Consider the following 14,655-nt stretch of genomic DNA (forward strand, 5'->3'; position numbering starts at 1 on the left):
GTGCCTGACCCTTGAGGCGGGCGCCCCAGCCGTCTCGGTTTCCGGGAACGGAAAGGCCTGGGCATTAGCGGAAGAGTTCGTAGCGGCGCATCGATCAGTACCCGACATAGCCCCTCTCACGGTCACAAGCCGGGCGCATGGCCCGCAGGACCGCCACCTCGCCGCGAGCCCCACCATCATCGAGGCTTGCGGCGCCAAGTAAGCTGCCGGTAGCCAAACCATCAGCCTTAAGGGCGATCCTGACCCGAACTCCGTGTCGGGCATCACTCAGGGTACCGGCCGCACCCGACGACACCTGGGTGCACTGGGGAGCCTCGGCACTCGAAACGCTTTCCCAATGCCCTCTGCAGCGCCACTGCAATATTTTGTTTCCGCAGGCAGATCACCTAAATTGGGCGAGCCGCTACGTGAGTCAGGAATTCGGACCGACCCTTTGAAATGTGTCGCACATCACGTTTCAAGTGGGTTTGAATAGCCTACGATCTCGCCTCGAGTTCGACTGCGGGCAGTCACGACCACGGGCAACAGCGGCTCGATCCGTTCCCACAGCCCATCCCCGACCTCCCACGGCCTGCACTGCGCCAACACCAGCCAGACGAACCCACGTCGTTGGTGATCGACGTCGGACAGCTTCGGCTTGGCCAGGCCTCCTTCGGCCGCCACCGAAGAAGCCGCCATCAAATGCCTCTACCTGGTCACCTGTTCCATGGCCCCACAGGAGACGAGGTGTTGTGCGGACTGATGCGGTTACTCGTGGATCTCGATGGCGGCTGCCGGGCAGAGCATCGCGGCGTTGCGGGTGTTCTCGTGCTCGGAGTCCGGCGGGTTTTCTGTCAGCAGGATGACCACGCCGTCGTCGTCTCGCTGGTCGAACACCTCCGGTGCGGCCAGGACGCACTGACCGGCGGCGCAGCACTTGGATTCGTCGATCGTGACCTTCATGGAACTTGCTCCTGGTTCGGATCCGGCCGCTGATCACGGCTGGGGGTGGGTTGGGTCGGGAGCTGGGAACGCCGTGACCCGTCGTCGCCCGGGCACGGCGCTCCGAGCTCGCGTGGCTAGTGGGTGACCGGCAGCTTCCGGACTCCGTAGTTGGTGCCGTGGGTGTCCATCGGAACCTCCGATGGCGGCACGGCCAGCTTCAGGTCGGGGAAGCGCTCGATCAGCCTGGGAAGCACGGTCTTGAGCTCGGCGCGCGCGACGTTCTGCCCGAGGCACTGGTGCACGCCGTAGCCGAAGGCGAGGTGGCGGCTCATCTTGCGGTCGAAGTCGGCGATGTCGGGGTTGTCGAACGCGCGGGGATCGCGGTTGGCCGCCGGCATCGCCACGACGACCAGGTCTCCCTCGCGGATCTGGGCGCCGCCGATCTCCAAGTCTTCCTTGGCGACGCGTCCGAGTCCGAATTGGACGATCGTGAGGTAGCGCAGCAGTTCTTCGATCGCGGGGCCGATCTTGGCCGGGTCGTCGTGCAGCTGCTGCCACTGTTCGGGGTGGGTCAGCAGCGTCATGATCGACAGGCCCATCATGGCCGCGGTGGTGTCGTGGCCTGCGAACAGCAGCAGCGCTCCGATGCCGGTCAGGTCGCTGTTGGTGAGGATCGTTCCGCCTTCGTCGGCGATGCGGATCAGCTCGGCCAGCAGTCCGGGCGAGTCCGGGTTGTTCCGCTTCTGCTCTACGAGCTTGTTGATGTAGTCCATGAGCCACTTCGCGCCCGCGTCGCGCTGCTCTCGCGGGTTGCTCATGTCCATCATCTGTTCGGTCGCGCCGTGGAACCCGTCGCGGTCCTCGTACGGCACGCCCAGCAGCTCGCAGATCACCAGGCACGGGATCGGCAGGCACAGCGCCTGCACCAGGTCCACCGGCCCGTCCGTGGCGGCGATGGCGTCCAGGTGCTCGTCAACGATGCGGTCGATGTAGGGCTGGAGGCGGTTCTGCACGGCCTTCGGAGTGAACTTGCCGGCCAGCAACTTACGGTAGGCGCCGTGGTCTGGCTCGTCCATCATCACGAACAGCGGCGGCAGGCCGCCTTCGCCCGCACCGGCACCCTCCGGCTCCTCGCCGGGCGGGTTGTCGTGGCGCGGGCGACGGGCGCTCATGCGCGGGTCGGAGAAGACCTGGCTGCCCTCGTCGAAACGGGTCACGAGCCAGCCCTCGGTTCCGTTCGGGAACGTCACCCAGTGGATCGGGCTTTCCTCTTGCAGCGCCTGGTATTCGGGCGGCGGGTCCAGCGGCGCCTCAGTGGCGCGGGTGGTGGGCATCGACTGAGTCATGTTCGTCCTTACTCTTGCGTGGGTCGAGTTCAGTCCTGTTTGGATTCCGCTGCGATTTGCGCGACGGCTTGGGCGATTCCCTGCTGCACCGAGGTCGCGTTGCCCCAGCCGACGTAGAAGGCCAGCTGGAGCACGGATTCGTACAGCTCTTCTTCTGAGCAGTCCTCGCTGAGCAGCGCGCCGCGAGCCTGCACCTGCACCAGATCCGCGCGGCCTAGCGCTGCAGTCGCGCCCAGCACGAGCAGCCTCCGGTCCCGGGTGGACAGACCTGGGCGGTTCCAGATCTCGCCGAAGAGATGGCCGACGGTCTCGTCGAGGAACGCTCCCGACTGCCCGTCGAGGGACTTGCTGAACCCAGCGCCGTAGACCTCATCCATGACCTTCAGGCCGCGCTCGTGGCTGTCGTCGCTCATGCGTCGTGTCCTTCCCGAATTTCGAGGGTGTCCCGCTCCATGCGTCGGGTGACGTCCACGAGGGGCAGGTCGATGTCCAGGTCGGAGGCGAGCGCCTGTGCGGCCCCGAGATCCTTGTCCATCAACGCCTCGATTCCGGGGATCATGCCCCGGATCGCGGCCAGCGCTCCCGGTCCGTCGAGGTCCTCGTTCATCAGCGCGGGGAGCTGCTTGCTCATCGCCAGCGCGTCGTCCTCGCCGATGCGCTGCATCTGCAGCAGGTTCAGCAACGTGCGGCCATCGGGGTCGGCGGTGTTGATGACCGCCATGAGCGTTTCCGGCTCGACCCCGGCGGCGGTCACGAGCGCGGTGGCCTCGGCGACGGTCCGCCAGCTGCCGTAGGTGACGATGTTGCGCGCGAGCTTGGTGGCCATACCGGCTCCCAGAGGGCCGCAGTGCACGACCGCCTTCGCGAAGTCCTCCAGCACCGGCCGGGCCCGCTCGACCGTTCCCGCGTCACCGCCGACCATCGTGACGAGGCCGTTCTCGGCGGCCTTGTCGCCAGGAGTGACACCGGAGTCGAGGAATCCAACACCAGCCTCAGCGCAGGCCGCCGCCAGCTCCCGCACGACCGGCAGCTCGATCGTGCTCAGCAGCACGATCACCGATCCCGGACGCGTGCCAGCCAGCAACCCGGACTCACCGGTGATGACCTCGCGCGCCTGCTCCGCCGAGACCACCGCGACCATCACCACGTCGGCGCGCGCAGCCACCTCCGCCGGGGAGCCCAGCAGCTCCGGATTCCCGCTCAGCTCGGCCGCTTCGGGTCGGATGTCGTACACGACCGGGACCCGGCCACTGCGGGCGAGACTGATCGCGACGCCGCCGCCGATCATGCCGAGCCCGACCACACCGGCCCGCAACGGAACGGTGCTCTGCCGTGCGTTCATGCGTGTTCTCCTCTGTCGGCGCTGACGAGTTGGCCTGCCTCTGGCCGCGGGCGCCGCTCCGCGACGAGTGGCCGGAATCCGCGCACGGCGCGCGCCATGTTGATCCCGACCGCCGCGCAGACGCGTCCCTGGCTGCTGTAGACGGCGACGAGCTTGCGCTCGGCGACCGAGCCCTCGACGACGTCAACCCGGTCCGCCCCTTGGGGGCGGCCGTAGATCTGGATTTTGCGGTCGTACTGGTCGGACCAGATGTAGGGAACCGGGGCGAATTCGCTGGTCTCGCCGTCGACGGCGAGCAGGTTCCGCGCGACCGCTATGGCCTGCTCGGTCGCGTTGGTCCGGTGCTCGATCCGGATCCGCTGCCCGAGATCGGGGTGGGGCCAGGACGCGACGTCACCGGCGGCCCAGACACCCGGTCCCGCGCTGCAGATCGCATCGCACTCAACCCCGTTGCCCACCGGAACACCGCTGCCTGCCAGCCATTCAGTGTTCGGGATCGCGCCAATCGCCACGAGCACGAGGTCGGCGGGCAGTGTCCGCTCGTCGGATAGCCGCACACCGGTCACCCGGCCGTCCTCAGCCAGCACGCCTTCGACCAGCACACCGGCCTCGACCCGCACACCGTGATCACGGTGGGTCGCGGTCAGAACCCCGCCGAGCACGTCGCCGAGCACGTCCGCGAGCGGCATCGGCGTGTCGGTCACCATCGTGACCTCGGCCCCGAGCTCCCGCGCCACTGCGGCGGACTCCGCGCCCATGAATCCCCCGCCCACCACGACGAGCCTGGGACGACCGGCGAGTGCTTCCCGCAGCGCCAGCGCATCGTCGAGCGTGCGCAGCGCGTGCACGCCGGCGACGTCTTCGGTGCCGGGCAGCCGCCGCGGCCGCACGCCGGTCGTGATCACCAGCTCGTCGTAGCCGACGACCTCGCCGTCATCGACGGTGAGCTTGCGGGCAACTGGGTCCAACGCGGTCGCGGCCTTGCCCAGGCGCAGGTCGAGGTCGAGATCGCGCACCGCCTCGTCCGAACGCAGTCGCAGCCGATCGGTCTCCCAAGCCCCGGACAACAGCTGCTTCGACAACGGCGGGCGGTCGTATGGCAGATGGGTTTCCGCTCCGACCAGCGTCACCGCACCCTCGAAACCGCGCCGACGCAGCGCCTCGGCGACCCCGAGTCCGGCCGCGGAGGCACCGACCACCGCGATCCGGTCCGGGCGGCTCACGCGGCGACCCACGACGAGACGGTGGGCCGCTCGGTTTCTGGTCGACAGAGCCCCGTCGAGGCGGTCCGGAGCGCTCTCCCTCGAACGTCAAGATCAACCAGTTCAGCCACGGGAACCTCACTTTCCGGCACGCCCGCGAGTGAGTCAGCGGGCCGCATCGCACAGTAACCTAACTAAGTTCAGTTATGAATATAGACCTCTCCCAGGACTTGAAAACCACAAGCGGGGGTGTGCCCACTCACATTTCACCGAGCGCGGCGGGGCACTCCGCCCGATGCGAAATTCACGGAGGGGTCAGTCCTCCGCGTCGGCGACCACCAGCGCGAGCATCCGCTCGATCCTCGTCTCCGGAACACGAGCGCCCTCGCCCGGCTCGGCGCTGATGATCACACCGAGCAGCCCGTCCGCCAGGCCGTCGATCAGCTCGGTGGCCGAGTTCAGCGAGAGGCTGTGCTGCAACGAGACCATGCCGTGCAGGCCGGTCCAGAGCGTGTGCGCCGCCTGACGCGACGGCAGGCTGACCACATATCCCTCGTCCAGGCAACGCTGCACCGCGCGCCGGAAACGGGCCGCCACCAAACGCGACGGATGCCGACCCACGCGGTCGGGCTCCACCGCGGGCTGACGAATCTCGTACATCAGGCGGTAGTGCCCCGGGTTCTCCATCGCGAACCGGCAGTACGTGCGGACCTGGGCCACCAGTCGCGTACGGGCGTTCTCACCTGCCACGGCCTCGTCCGCCGCGCGCATGCGATCGGCCAGTTGCTCGTACTTGTCCGCCAGCGCGGCCCACACCAGCTCCGCCTTGTCCGCGAAGTGCAGGTAGATGCTCGGAGCCGAGACCCCGACTTCCTTGGCCACCGCCCGCATCGTGAGCTTCTCATCGCTGCCCCACTCGGCCAGCAGCCGGTTCACTGCGGCGAGCACCTCCGCACGAAGCTGCTCGCCGTGACCACGGGGACTACGGGGACGACCACTCATAACGCCCATTTTCACACCTGGGAGCGCACCAGCCTCGCGAGCGGTTCATCTCCGACGCTGTTCGGGCGATCGTCGGCTGGCTGAGCGCTGCGGCCAACCGAGCGTGCTCCCGCTGCGACGGCTTCGCACAGCACACGACAGGCCAACCGGCAAACGCAATCGAAGCCGCCTCGTCACGTATCTCGCCCGAGCGCACGGGCCCTCCGAGACTCGACGGTGGCGGTGGAATCGACGACGTGATCAGCGGCGTCCTAGATCAGGATCCCTCCCCGCGGCGAGGCGAGGCACGCCCACGTTCGGCAGGCGCGCGCCACCACCTCACCAACGTCAGGGATGAAACCGGCCACATGCGTCAGTGCGCAGCGGCTCGGAGCGTGAAACCGCCGTCGACAGGGAGCACGACGCCGGTGATGAACGCCGCATCGTCGCAGGCGAGGAACAGCGCCGCGTTGGCGACGTCCCAGCTGTCGCCTTGGTGTCCCATCGGAACCATGGCGGCGCGTCTCGCGGCGATCTCGTCGCGCTCGGTGCCGCTGGCCCTGGCGACCGAATCCACCCCCATGGGAGTGTCCATCATGCCGGGAGCCACGCAGTTGATCCGCACGCCGTGGGGTGCGTACTCCAAAGCGAGGCTGCGGGTCATGGCGTGCACCGCGGCTTTCGAGGTGGTGTAGGCGATCGCCTCTCCCCCGGCGAGCAGCCCGGCCATCGAGGAGATGTTGACCACCGAACCCCGTCCGCGTTCCCGCATGTGCGGCAGGAGGTACTTGCAGGTCAGCCACATCCCGGTGAGGTTGACCTCGAATCCCTGCCGCCACTTCTCCGCAGGCAAGGATTCGGTCGGCCCGGCCGGCACGATGCCCACGTTGTTGTGCAGCACGTCGACGGCGCCGAACGTCTCCAGCGCTGCGTCGCGGATGCTTTCGCACTCGGATTCCCCGGTGATGTCGGCCTTGTGGGCCACCGCGATACCACCCTTGCCGGTCACCAGGTCGGCGGTCTCCTGCGCGGAGTCGACGTCCCGGTCCACGACCAGCACTTTCGCGCCCTGCTGGGCGAAGGTCAGCGCGACCGCGCGACCGTTGCCGGTGGTGGCACCTGGGGTCTGCCCACCACCGACCACGACCGCGGTCCGTCCTTCGAGCTTGCCCGTCATCGCTCGCCCTTCCGCGCTCACCAGGTCACCGGTAGTTCTTCGAGCCCGTAGGTCAGGGCTTTGTTGTGGAAGTGCAGCTCGCTCTCCTCGACGGCCAGTCGCAGGTCCGGGATGCGCTGGAACAGTCGCGGCCAGGCGACCTGCATCTCGACGCGGGAGAGGTTCTGGCCCAGGCACTGGTGCACACCGAAGCCGAAGCCGATGTGCTTGCGCTCGACGCGGGTGATGTCGAGCCTCTCGGCCTCGGCGAACACCTCGGGGTCGCGATTGGCGGCCGGCAGGTTGCAGATGATGCCCTCGCCAGCGCGGATGAGCACGCCACCGACCTCGGTGTCCTGCACGCAGACCCGGCGCGGTTCGGTCTGCACCATGCTCCAGTAGCGCATCATCTCTTCAACGCAGCTCGGCGCGTACTTGGCCGGGTCCGACAGCAGGATCTCGCGCTGCTCGGGTTCGCGGATCAACGCCAGGATTCCCAGACCGATCATGTTCGCGGTGGTCTCGTGCCCAGCGCCGATGACCAGCACACCCAGCCCCACGGCCTCCTGGAAGGTGAGCTCGCCACGCTCGTCGACGTGGGTGTTGACCAGCCGCGACAGCAGACCGCTGTCCGGCTCGGAACGCTTGCGCTGCATGTGCTCACCGATGGTGGCGAACATGGTCTCGTGAGCGGCGTGCTTTTCGTCCTGCGGCAGTTCGAGCTGAACGAGCTTCTTCGAAGACTCGTGCACCGCGTGCCGCTCCTCGTAAGGAACACCCAGCACCTCGCAGATGACCACGGTCGGCAGCGCCAGCGCGAACTGCTCGACCAGGTCCACCGGCCGCGGCAGGGTCAGCAGGTCGTCGATGAGCCGGTCGGTGAGCTCGACCATCCGCGGACGCAATGCCTCGGAGCGCTTGGCGGTGAAGTCGGGGTTGAGGATCCGGCGCACCGGCAGGTGCTCGTCGCCGTCCTTGCGGAAGAAGATCCCGCCTTCGACGAACGGCTGAGCGTCGCTGGTGTTGGGGAATCCCGGCAGCGTGACATCAGCGGCGAAGCGGTCCGTGGCCGAGAGCACCTCCCGGATCTGGTCGTGCCGGGTGATCAACCAGGGCGTGCTGCCATCCCAGATCTTCACCCGCTCCGGCGCACCGGCTTCGCGGAACTTTGTGGCCTTCTCGGGCGGGGCGAACGGGCAGCCGCGGTTGAGCGGGAAGTCCGGAGCCGAGACGTGTTCTTGCGCTGTCGTCATGTCGATTCTCCGTTTCACGGTGGGAGGTGGGTTCAGGCCACGAGTGCGGTGTCCCAATCGGTTCGGTCGGCGACCAGCTTTCGCAGCGCTCGCAGCCGGCGGACCATGTTCACGCCCAACGCCGCGGTGACGCGGCCGAACAGCGCGGTGAACCGCCGTTCGGCGAGGCTGCCGTCGATCACCTGCATCCGATCGGCGCCGCGGGTACGACCGTAGATCTGGATCTTGTGCTCGTACTGGTCGGACCACACGTACGGCACGCTGGTGAACGCCGATGGCTGATCGGCCAGGATGTTGCGGGCCACCGCCATGCCCTGCTCGGCGGCGTTGGTGCGGTGCTCGATGCGCAAGCGCTCCCCGCTGACGGGATCCAGCCACGAGGCGACGTCGCCGGCCGCCCAGACACCGCCACCGGCGTGCAGCGTCTCGTCGCACTCGACACCGTTGCCGACGGGCACACCGCTGCCGGCGAGCCATTCGATGTTGAGCAGGGTCCCGATACCACGTCCGCATCGATGGTGCGGCCGTCGGCCAGCTCGATACCGGTGGCCCTGCTGCCGTCGTGGCACACGCGCGTGACCATCGAGTCGCCGATCACCCGCACCCCGCGCTCGCGGTGCAGGTCGGTGAGCATCGCGCCGATCTCCTCACCCACGGCGTCGATCAGCGGCAGCGGACGTTCGGTCACCATCGTGACCTCGCAGCCCATCAAGCAGGCCACCGCGGCGGCTTCGGCACCGATGAAACCGCCACCGACGATCACCAGGTGCCCACGATCGTCGAGCGGTCGGCGCAGCGCCTGCGCGTCATCCAGCGTCCGCGGCAGGTGCACGCCTTCGACGCTGTCGACTCCGGCACGGTGCGCGCCCGGACCCCGGTGGCTGCCACGAGCGCGTCATAACCGAGTCGGCTGCCGTCGGCGAGCAGCACTTCCCGTCCTCCCGTGTCCAGCTTCTCGGCAGGCGAGCCGAGCACCGTGCGCACGCCGAGATCGTCGAATGCCTCCGGGGCGCGCAGGGTCAGGCGCTCTAGCTCCCACTCCCCGGCCAGCAGCTGCTTGGACAGCGGCGGCCGGTCGTAGGGCAGATGCGGTTCGTCACCGACTAGAGTCAGTTCCCCGTGAAAACCGCCGCGCCGCAGTGCTTCCACCGTGGACAGACCGGCGGCCGAAGCGCCGACCACCACGATCCGATCAAGCCCCGTCGTCATTCGCGCACCAAGATGGCAGCGGCCGGGCAGATGGCGGCGGCTTCGCGGACGTTGTCGTACTGCTCAACAGGCGGTGCGGCGTCCAGCAGGACCACCACCCCGTCCTCATCACGCTGGTCGAACACCTCCGGCGCCGCCAGCACGCACTGACCGGCTCCACAGCACTTGTCTTGTTCGAGGGTGATCTCCACGGCCAACTCCGCTCTCACGAATAGATAAGTGAACAGTCGTTACTATACAGTTGTTTACCGATAGCGAGCGAACATGACCCCCACCACACCGGAGGTTCGAATGAGCACCGACCGCGATGAAGGACTCGAACTGCTGCGCGAGATGCTGCCCGAGATGCTCGACAGCCAGACCGGCGACGAACTCCAGATGGAGGGCTTCGCAGGCGAATTGGCCGAGCTGAGCCTGCAGAGCGTCTTCGGCGCGCTCTGGACCCGCCCAGGACTAGATCGGCGCAGCCGCAGCCTGGTCACATTGGGCATCCTGATCGCCCTGCGCGCGAACGAAGAACTCGCCTTCCACTTCCCCATCTCCCTTCGCAACGGGCTCACCCGCGACGAAATCGAGGAGGTCGTTTACCACGCCACCGCCTACGCCGGATTCCCCGCAGCCTCCGCGGCACGCCTGGTGGCGATGCGGTCACTCGGCGACGACGCCACCTCCTGACCAGGGTCGAACACCGTGACCAGCATCCGGACATGGCAGGCTGGAGCCATGCGTGCAGACGATTCGTCCTCAAAGGAAGATTCGGGCACCGCGCGGGGGCGGCGCGAGCGAAACCCGCGAGGCCAGGGGGACCGGCTGCGCGAAGAGGTGATCGCCGCGCTGGTTCGCCTGGTCAACGACGACGACCGAATGCGCCCACTGCCGCTGTCGCTGCGCGAGGTCGCGCGCGAGGCAGGTGTCACCGCTCCCGCCCTGTACCGGCACTTCGCCGACAAGGAAGAACTGGGGCGCGCCGTCGAGATCGACGGGTTCGAGCGACTGATCGCAGCCATGGACGCTGCCGACGCCTCGGTCGCCTCCGGACTGCCCAGCCAGCGATTGATCGCCCAGGCGCAGGCCTACTGTCGGTTCGCCCAGGAGCACAAGGGCTACTACCGGATCATGTTCAAGACCGACTTCATGCGCTTCGCCTCCTCGATCACCGAGCCGCACATGGCCGCCGAACTTGCCGAACGATGGCGCATCGCGGTCGCCCGGCTGCGCGAGCAGGACATCGAGCTCAGCCAGCCACCCGAACAAGCCGCGATGTTCATCTGGGCATCGGTGCACGGCCGACTGGCACTCACCTCCACTGTGGAATCGATCTGGCCACTCGGCGACGTGCACGATTACATCGAGAGGCTGGTGGAGTCACTGGTGAAGGTCGGCCTGCCCAGACTCCCGACCGCCTGAAACCAGCACGTCCACTGGGGTCGGAGCCAGGTCGTCAGCGCCACCGAGCCGGCGCTGCCCATCACCAGGTGACGGGCAGCGCCGCAAGACCGTAGACGACGCGGTGCGGACGTAACTCCACACCCTCGAACGGCACACCGAGCGCCAGCGTCGGGAACCTCTTCAACAGTGTCGAAAACGCCGCGGCCATCTCCATCCGCGCCAGCGGCGCACCCAGGCAGTGGTGCGGACCGTGCCCGAACGCGACGTGCGCGGTGGGATTGCGTGTCAGGTCGAGCCGATCGGGGTCGTCGAAGAAACGCGGATCGCGGTTTGCCGCCGCGAGCCCGAACTGCACCTGCGAACCCGCCGGGATCGTCTGGTCGCCCAACCGAACCTCCTGCTTGGTCGCCCGCGGAATTCCGGAGTGGGCGACGCTGAGGAATTGCAGCAGCTCCTCCACGGCCGAGCCGATCTGATCGGGGTTGGCACGCAGCCACTCCAACTGATCAGGGTGCTGCAGCAGAGCCAGAGTACCGATGCCGAGCATGTTCGCCGTGGTCTCATGGCCTGCGGTGAGCAACAGCCCGGCGATGTTGGTCAGTGCTTCGGCGTCGAGCTCGTCGCCGTGCTCACGCACCATCGACTTTGGTTGCACAAGTGAAACCATTTTTCAAGTCTCACAGTCGCGTGGACGAACGCCCCACCGCGCCCGTCCATCGCTGGCGCCTACAGAAGCACCGAGCACCCGACCGGCCCCAGCTCCAGGCGTGAGTCCTCAGTCGAGAAGAGAGCCACCACCGAACGTCGCGAACTCACGTCAGATCCCAGCACGCGGCGCCAGTTCCGACTCGGCGATATGAAGGCGCGCCAGCGGCTACCTAACGACCGATATCGGCGGAAGGCTTCGCGGCGGCACCGTCGCCGGTGGCCTCCTCCGTCTCACGGTGATCGAGCGTGAAGCGGTACGGACCCATGAGAAGCACGCAGACGATGCTCATCGCGACAAGAGCGACGATCGGGATGGTGCCGGCCCGGTAGGAACCCGTGGCTGCGAAGATCTGACCGAGCAGGAACATCCCAGAGGCCGCTCCCAGCGCGTAGAGGAAGTAAACGAATCCCAGCACCCGACCGTACGAGTGCTTGGGGAAGTAGCGACTTGTCATGTAGGCGGCGACATCGCCCTCGGCTCCCAACCCGAGCCCGATCAGGGCGGCACCCACGAACAGCAGGCCTACCTCGGCCGAGATGATCAGCATGGCGACGCCGGTTGCGCACAGCGCGAAGATGATCGCGGCGATGACCGGGGCGTAGAAGCGGTCAAGCAGGTAGCCGACCAGCAGGCGGGCCAACAGCGACGACAGGCTCAGCACGGACAGGACGGACACGGCCACGGCCTTGTCGATACCCTTGTCCGTGGTCATCGGCACGACCTGCGACATGAGCCCGAAGGTCGCCGAGGACACCAGGAAGATCGACACGGACAACAGCCAGAACTGCCGATACTTGCGAGCCACAGTCCACAGCGACTCACCGATCACCCGCCTTCATCGCGCGCGGCCTTTCTCTCGCCCTCGTGTTCGGCGGGCATCCTGGTGACGAAGAGGTAGACCGCCACCGGGATGACCGTGCACATGGCTCCAATCACCAAGCAGGTCAACCGCCACCCGGCGAGCTCGAGGACCCAGTTCGCGAGGAACGGCATCAGGACCCCGCATGCGCCCAGCCCTGCCATGAGAGTCCCCAGTGCTACACCGCGCCGGTCTTGGAACCACGCGCTGACCACGGTCGCGTGGACGATCGGGTTCACGGCGCCGCTACCGGCGCCCATTACCACGCAGGCGAGGTAGAACAACATCTGGTTGTTCGGCAGGACGGACAGCCCCATGAATCCGATGCCGAAGGTGAGGGCCATGGAGACTGACGGCGCCTTGGGACCGTAGCGGTCGATGAGGATGCCGAGCGCCACGATGCTGATACCCACCAGCACGGTTTCGATCGACAGGCCGTTGCCGATGACACTGCGCTCCCACCCGAACTCCGCTGCCATGGGCCCGCCGACGACGTTGAACAGGACGTTGACGGTGCTCGTGCCGAAAAGCAGCGTCAGGAAGCCGGTAACGACGTACCACCACCGGTTCATGTGCCGGGATCGCGTCGGGAATGCGGCGACGCTGCCTGCACTCATGCGAACTCCTGTCTGTCGGCGAACCTCGCGGTTCGCTGGCCAAGGACCTCTCCTCAGTGCTGTGGTGGGTCACGAAGCATGAGATTTGGTCCGTCCTTTGTCAAGATATGACCAAAATGGGACGATCGTCTGAATCCAAGTCGGCACCAAGCCCCCTGATTGACACCACGATTGCGCGAGCCTATGGTCCGAAAACCCAATTGCGAATGCGGCATTCCTATATCGGAACGGATCAATGATGCTTCGACCGACTCACATCGTCGCGGTGCTCGCCGTGGCAGGGCTGGCTGCGGCCGGCTGTGCGCAGGCGCCGTCCGCAGCGCAGAACTACCCCTCGTCCACGGTCCGGATCATCACGCCCTTCGCGTCGGGTGGGATCTCGGACACGACCGCTCGCGTGGCGTCCCAGTGCCTCGAGAAGGACCTCGGTGGCACGTTCATCGTCGAGAACAAGGACGGTGGCGGAGGCGCCGTCGGCATGACGGAAGTGGCGCAGGCCAAACCGGATGGCAGCACCCTGTCCGTGGTGTCAGTGTCGACCGCCGCGCTGGTGCCGCTCGTGACCGAGGGAGCGAAGTACGAAGGGGCCAGCTTCGAGCCGATCTCCGGTGTGACGCTCGCCCCCTCGGTGCTGGTGGTGAAGAACGACAGCCCGCACCTCACCGCCCAAGACCTGCTAGCCGCGGCGAAGAGCGAGAACGGCGGGTTCACGGTCGCCATGCCCGGTTCTCGCGGCATCTTCTCCCTCACCACGAACGCGATCACTCAGGCTGGCGGGCCGAAGTTCACCAACGTTCCCTTTGAGAGCAACGACAAATCCGTGGCTGCGGTTCTCGGCGGCAACTCCGACAGCGCCTACCTGAGCACCTCACCGAACCTGCTCGAACAACTGCGGTCGGGCCAGCTGCGCGCGATCGCCACCGGTGCGCCCCAACGCCTCGAATTCCTGCCCGACGTTCCCACCTTCGCCGAACTGGGTTTCCGCGATCTTCCGGATTCCACCGTGAACGTCGCGCTGGTCGCACCGCGCGGACTGGACGACAAGATCGAGCAGCGGCTCGCCGACGCCATGCAGAAGTGCCTCGAGGACCCGCACACCGCCGACGTGCTCGGCGAGGAGTTCGTGCGCCAGGACGACCCGGGACCGGCCGTCATGCGCGAGGAATTCGCCACCTCGGAAGCCTCGTGGCGCAAGGCGGTCGGCCGATGACCGGCGCACGAGCTGCCGACCGACCACACCGGACGGTCCCGGCCGCACTGACCGCGCTCGGAGCCGTCGCGGTCGTGGTCTCCGTCGGATTGGGGCTGGGGAGCACGACGCAGCCGGGACCTGGTGCCTGGCCGCTCGTGGCTTCCGCCGGAGTCGTCCTCAGTGGAGCCTGGCTGACCGTCACCGGCGTCGAACGCCCCGAGCTCGTCGCGCTCACCGATCTCGGCAGAGTGCTCGCAGCCGTCGGCGCCCTCGCGCTGTTCGTCGTGCTGCTCCCGCTCGTGGGCATGCCGGTGCCCGCTCTGGTGGCGATCGTCGTGTGGCTCCGGCTGTTCGGGGAGTCGTGGCGGCTGACGATCGCCACCGCGGTGCTGGCCGTCGTCAGCCTGCAGATCGTCTTCGTCGAACTGCTCGCGGTCCCGCTGCCGGTCGGGCCACTGGCCCCGGGGAGCTGAGCG

The 14,655-nt window shown here is 67.3% G+C and carries 18 protein-coding genes and 1 pseudogene; 4 read left to right on the forward strand and 15 right to left on the reverse strand.

The window, feature by feature from the left end:
• Window positions 1–747: 747 nt before the first annotated feature.
• From ACYVF3_RS20775 to ACYVF3_RS20830, 12 genes and pseudogenes are all read right to left on the reverse strand, one after another.
• A complete protein-coding gene (locus ACYVF3_RS20775; RefSeq protein ID WP_406691857.1) occupies window positions 748–942 on the reverse strand; it encodes a ferredoxin in 195 nt (64 codons plus the stop codon).
• Window positions 943–1,058: 116 nt separating this feature from the next.
• Complete coding sequence (locus ACYVF3_RS20780) at window positions 1,059–2,270, reverse strand: cytochrome P450 (protein WP_461155885.1); 1,212 nt, start codon at window positions 2,268–2,270, stop codon at window positions 1,059–1,061.
• A gap of 29 nt (window positions 2,271–2,299) precedes the next feature.
• Window positions 2,300–2,683, reverse strand: a complete 384-nt coding sequence (locus tag ACYVF3_RS20785) for a carboxymuconolactone decarboxylase family protein (RefSeq protein ID WP_461155886.1) — start codon at window positions 2,681–2,683, stop codon at window positions 2,300–2,302.
• Entirely contained in the window at window positions 2,680–3,612 is a 933-nt protein-coding gene (locus tag ACYVF3_RS20790) for an NAD(P)-dependent oxidoreductase (protein WP_461155887.1), read from the reverse strand. Before ACYVF3_RS20790 ends, ACYVF3_RS20785 begins: the two co-directional genes overlap by 4 nt.
• Window positions 3,609–4,847: an NAD(P)/FAD-dependent oxidoreductase gene (locus ACYVF3_RS20795; RefSeq protein WP_461155888.1), complete on the reverse strand. Its 1,239-nt coding sequence runs from the start codon at window positions 4,845–4,847 to the stop codon at window positions 3,609–3,611. Before ACYVF3_RS20795 ends, ACYVF3_RS20790 begins: the two co-directional genes overlap by 4 nt.
• Window positions 4,848–5,129: 282 nt before the next feature.
• Window positions 5,130–5,762, reverse strand: coding sequence for a TetR/AcrR family transcriptional regulator (locus ACYVF3_RS20800; RefSeq protein WP_461155889.1), 633 nt, complete (start codon window positions 5,760–5,762; stop codon window positions 5,130–5,132).
• 406 nt (window positions 5,763–6,168) lie between these two features.
• A complete protein-coding gene (locus tag ACYVF3_RS20805) occupies window positions 6,169–6,993 on the reverse strand; it encodes an SDR family NAD(P)-dependent oxidoreductase (RefSeq protein WP_461155890.1) in 825 nt (274 codons plus the stop codon).
• Window positions 6,990–8,204 (reverse strand): cytochrome P450, encoded by a 1,215-nt coding sequence (locus ACYVF3_RS20810; RefSeq protein WP_461155891.1) that lies wholly within the window; start codon window positions 8,202–8,204, stop codon window positions 6,990–6,992. The genes ACYVF3_RS20805 and ACYVF3_RS20810 overlap by 4 nt, the downstream gene beginning before the upstream one ends.
• A gap of 32 nt (window positions 8,205–8,236) precedes the next feature.
• Window positions 8,237–8,662, reverse strand: a complete 426-nt coding sequence (locus ACYVF3_RS20815; RefSeq protein WP_461155892.1) for an oxidoreductase C-terminal domain-containing protein — start codon at window positions 8,660–8,662, stop codon at window positions 8,237–8,239.
• Window positions 8,663–8,763: 101 nt separating this feature from the next.
• Window positions 8,764–9,036: pseudogene (locus tag ACYVF3_RS20820) on the reverse strand (FAD-dependent oxidoreductase); the annotation flags it as partial.
• On the reverse strand, window positions 8,964–9,413 hold the full coding sequence (locus tag ACYVF3_RS20825) for an FAD-dependent oxidoreductase (RefSeq protein ID WP_461155893.1): 450 nt from the start codon (window positions 9,411–9,413) through the stop codon (window positions 8,964–8,966). The pseudogene ACYVF3_RS20820 and the gene ACYVF3_RS20825, both read right to left, overlap by 73 nt.
• Window positions 9,410–9,604: a ferredoxin gene (locus tag ACYVF3_RS20830; protein ID WP_461155894.1), complete on the reverse strand. Its 195-nt coding sequence runs from the start codon at window positions 9,602–9,604 to the stop codon at window positions 9,410–9,412. The genes ACYVF3_RS20825 and ACYVF3_RS20830 overlap by 4 nt, the downstream gene beginning before the upstream one ends.
• 100 nt (window positions 9,605–9,704) lie before the next feature.
• On the opposite strand from ACYVF3_RS20830, the gene ACYVF3_RS20835 reads away from it, so the two are divergent.
• On the forward strand, window positions 9,705–10,088 hold the full coding sequence (locus tag ACYVF3_RS20835; protein WP_461155895.1) for a carboxymuconolactone decarboxylase family protein: 384 nt from the start codon (window positions 9,705–9,707) through the stop codon (window positions 10,086–10,088).
• Window positions 10,089–10,136: 48 nt separating this feature from the next.
• The gene (locus ACYVF3_RS20840; protein ID WP_461155896.1) at window positions 10,137–10,820 is read left to right on the forward strand and encodes a TetR/AcrR family transcriptional regulator; all 684 of its coding nucleotides are present in this window, start codon (window positions 10,137–10,139) and stop codon (window positions 10,818–10,820) included.
• A gap of 61 nt (window positions 10,821–10,881) precedes the next feature.
• Here the strand turns inward: ACYVF3_RS20840 and ACYVF3_RS20845 are convergent, their stop codons facing one another.
• From ACYVF3_RS20845 to ACYVF3_RS20855, 3 genes are all read right to left on the reverse strand, one after another.
• A complete protein-coding gene (locus ACYVF3_RS20845; RefSeq protein ID WP_461155897.1) occupies window positions 10,882–11,442 on the reverse strand; it encodes a cytochrome P450 in 561 nt (186 codons plus the stop codon).
• 238 nt (window positions 11,443–11,680) lie between these two features.
• A complete protein-coding gene (locus ACYVF3_RS20850; protein ID WP_461155898.1) occupies window positions 11,681–12,316 on the reverse strand; it encodes an MFS transporter in 636 nt (211 codons plus the stop codon).
• A gap of 20 nt (window positions 12,317–12,336) precedes the next feature.
• Entirely contained in the window at window positions 12,337–12,987 is a 651-nt protein-coding gene (locus tag ACYVF3_RS20855) for an MFS transporter (protein WP_461155899.1), read from the reverse strand.
• A gap of 238 nt (window positions 12,988–13,225) precedes the next feature.
• Here ACYVF3_RS20855 and ACYVF3_RS20860 point away from each other — a divergent pair, with 238 nt between their 5' ends.
• Window positions 13,226–14,197 carry a tripartite tricarboxylate transporter substrate binding protein gene (locus ACYVF3_RS20860; protein WP_461155900.1) on the forward strand — a complete coding sequence of 324 codons (972 nt, stop codon included), beginning with the start codon at window positions 13,226–13,228 and terminating at the stop codon, window positions 14,195–14,197.
• Window positions 14,194–14,652 carry a tripartite tricarboxylate transporter TctB family protein gene (locus ACYVF3_RS20865; protein WP_461155901.1) on the forward strand — a complete coding sequence of 153 codons (459 nt, stop codon included), beginning with the start codon at window positions 14,194–14,196 and terminating at the stop codon, window positions 14,650–14,652. Before ACYVF3_RS20860 ends, ACYVF3_RS20865 begins: the two co-directional genes overlap by 4 nt.
• The last annotated feature ends 3 nt before the right edge of the window (window positions 14,653–14,655 follow it).

It is taken from the genome of Saccharopolyspora tripterygii (genome assembly GCF_054778355.1).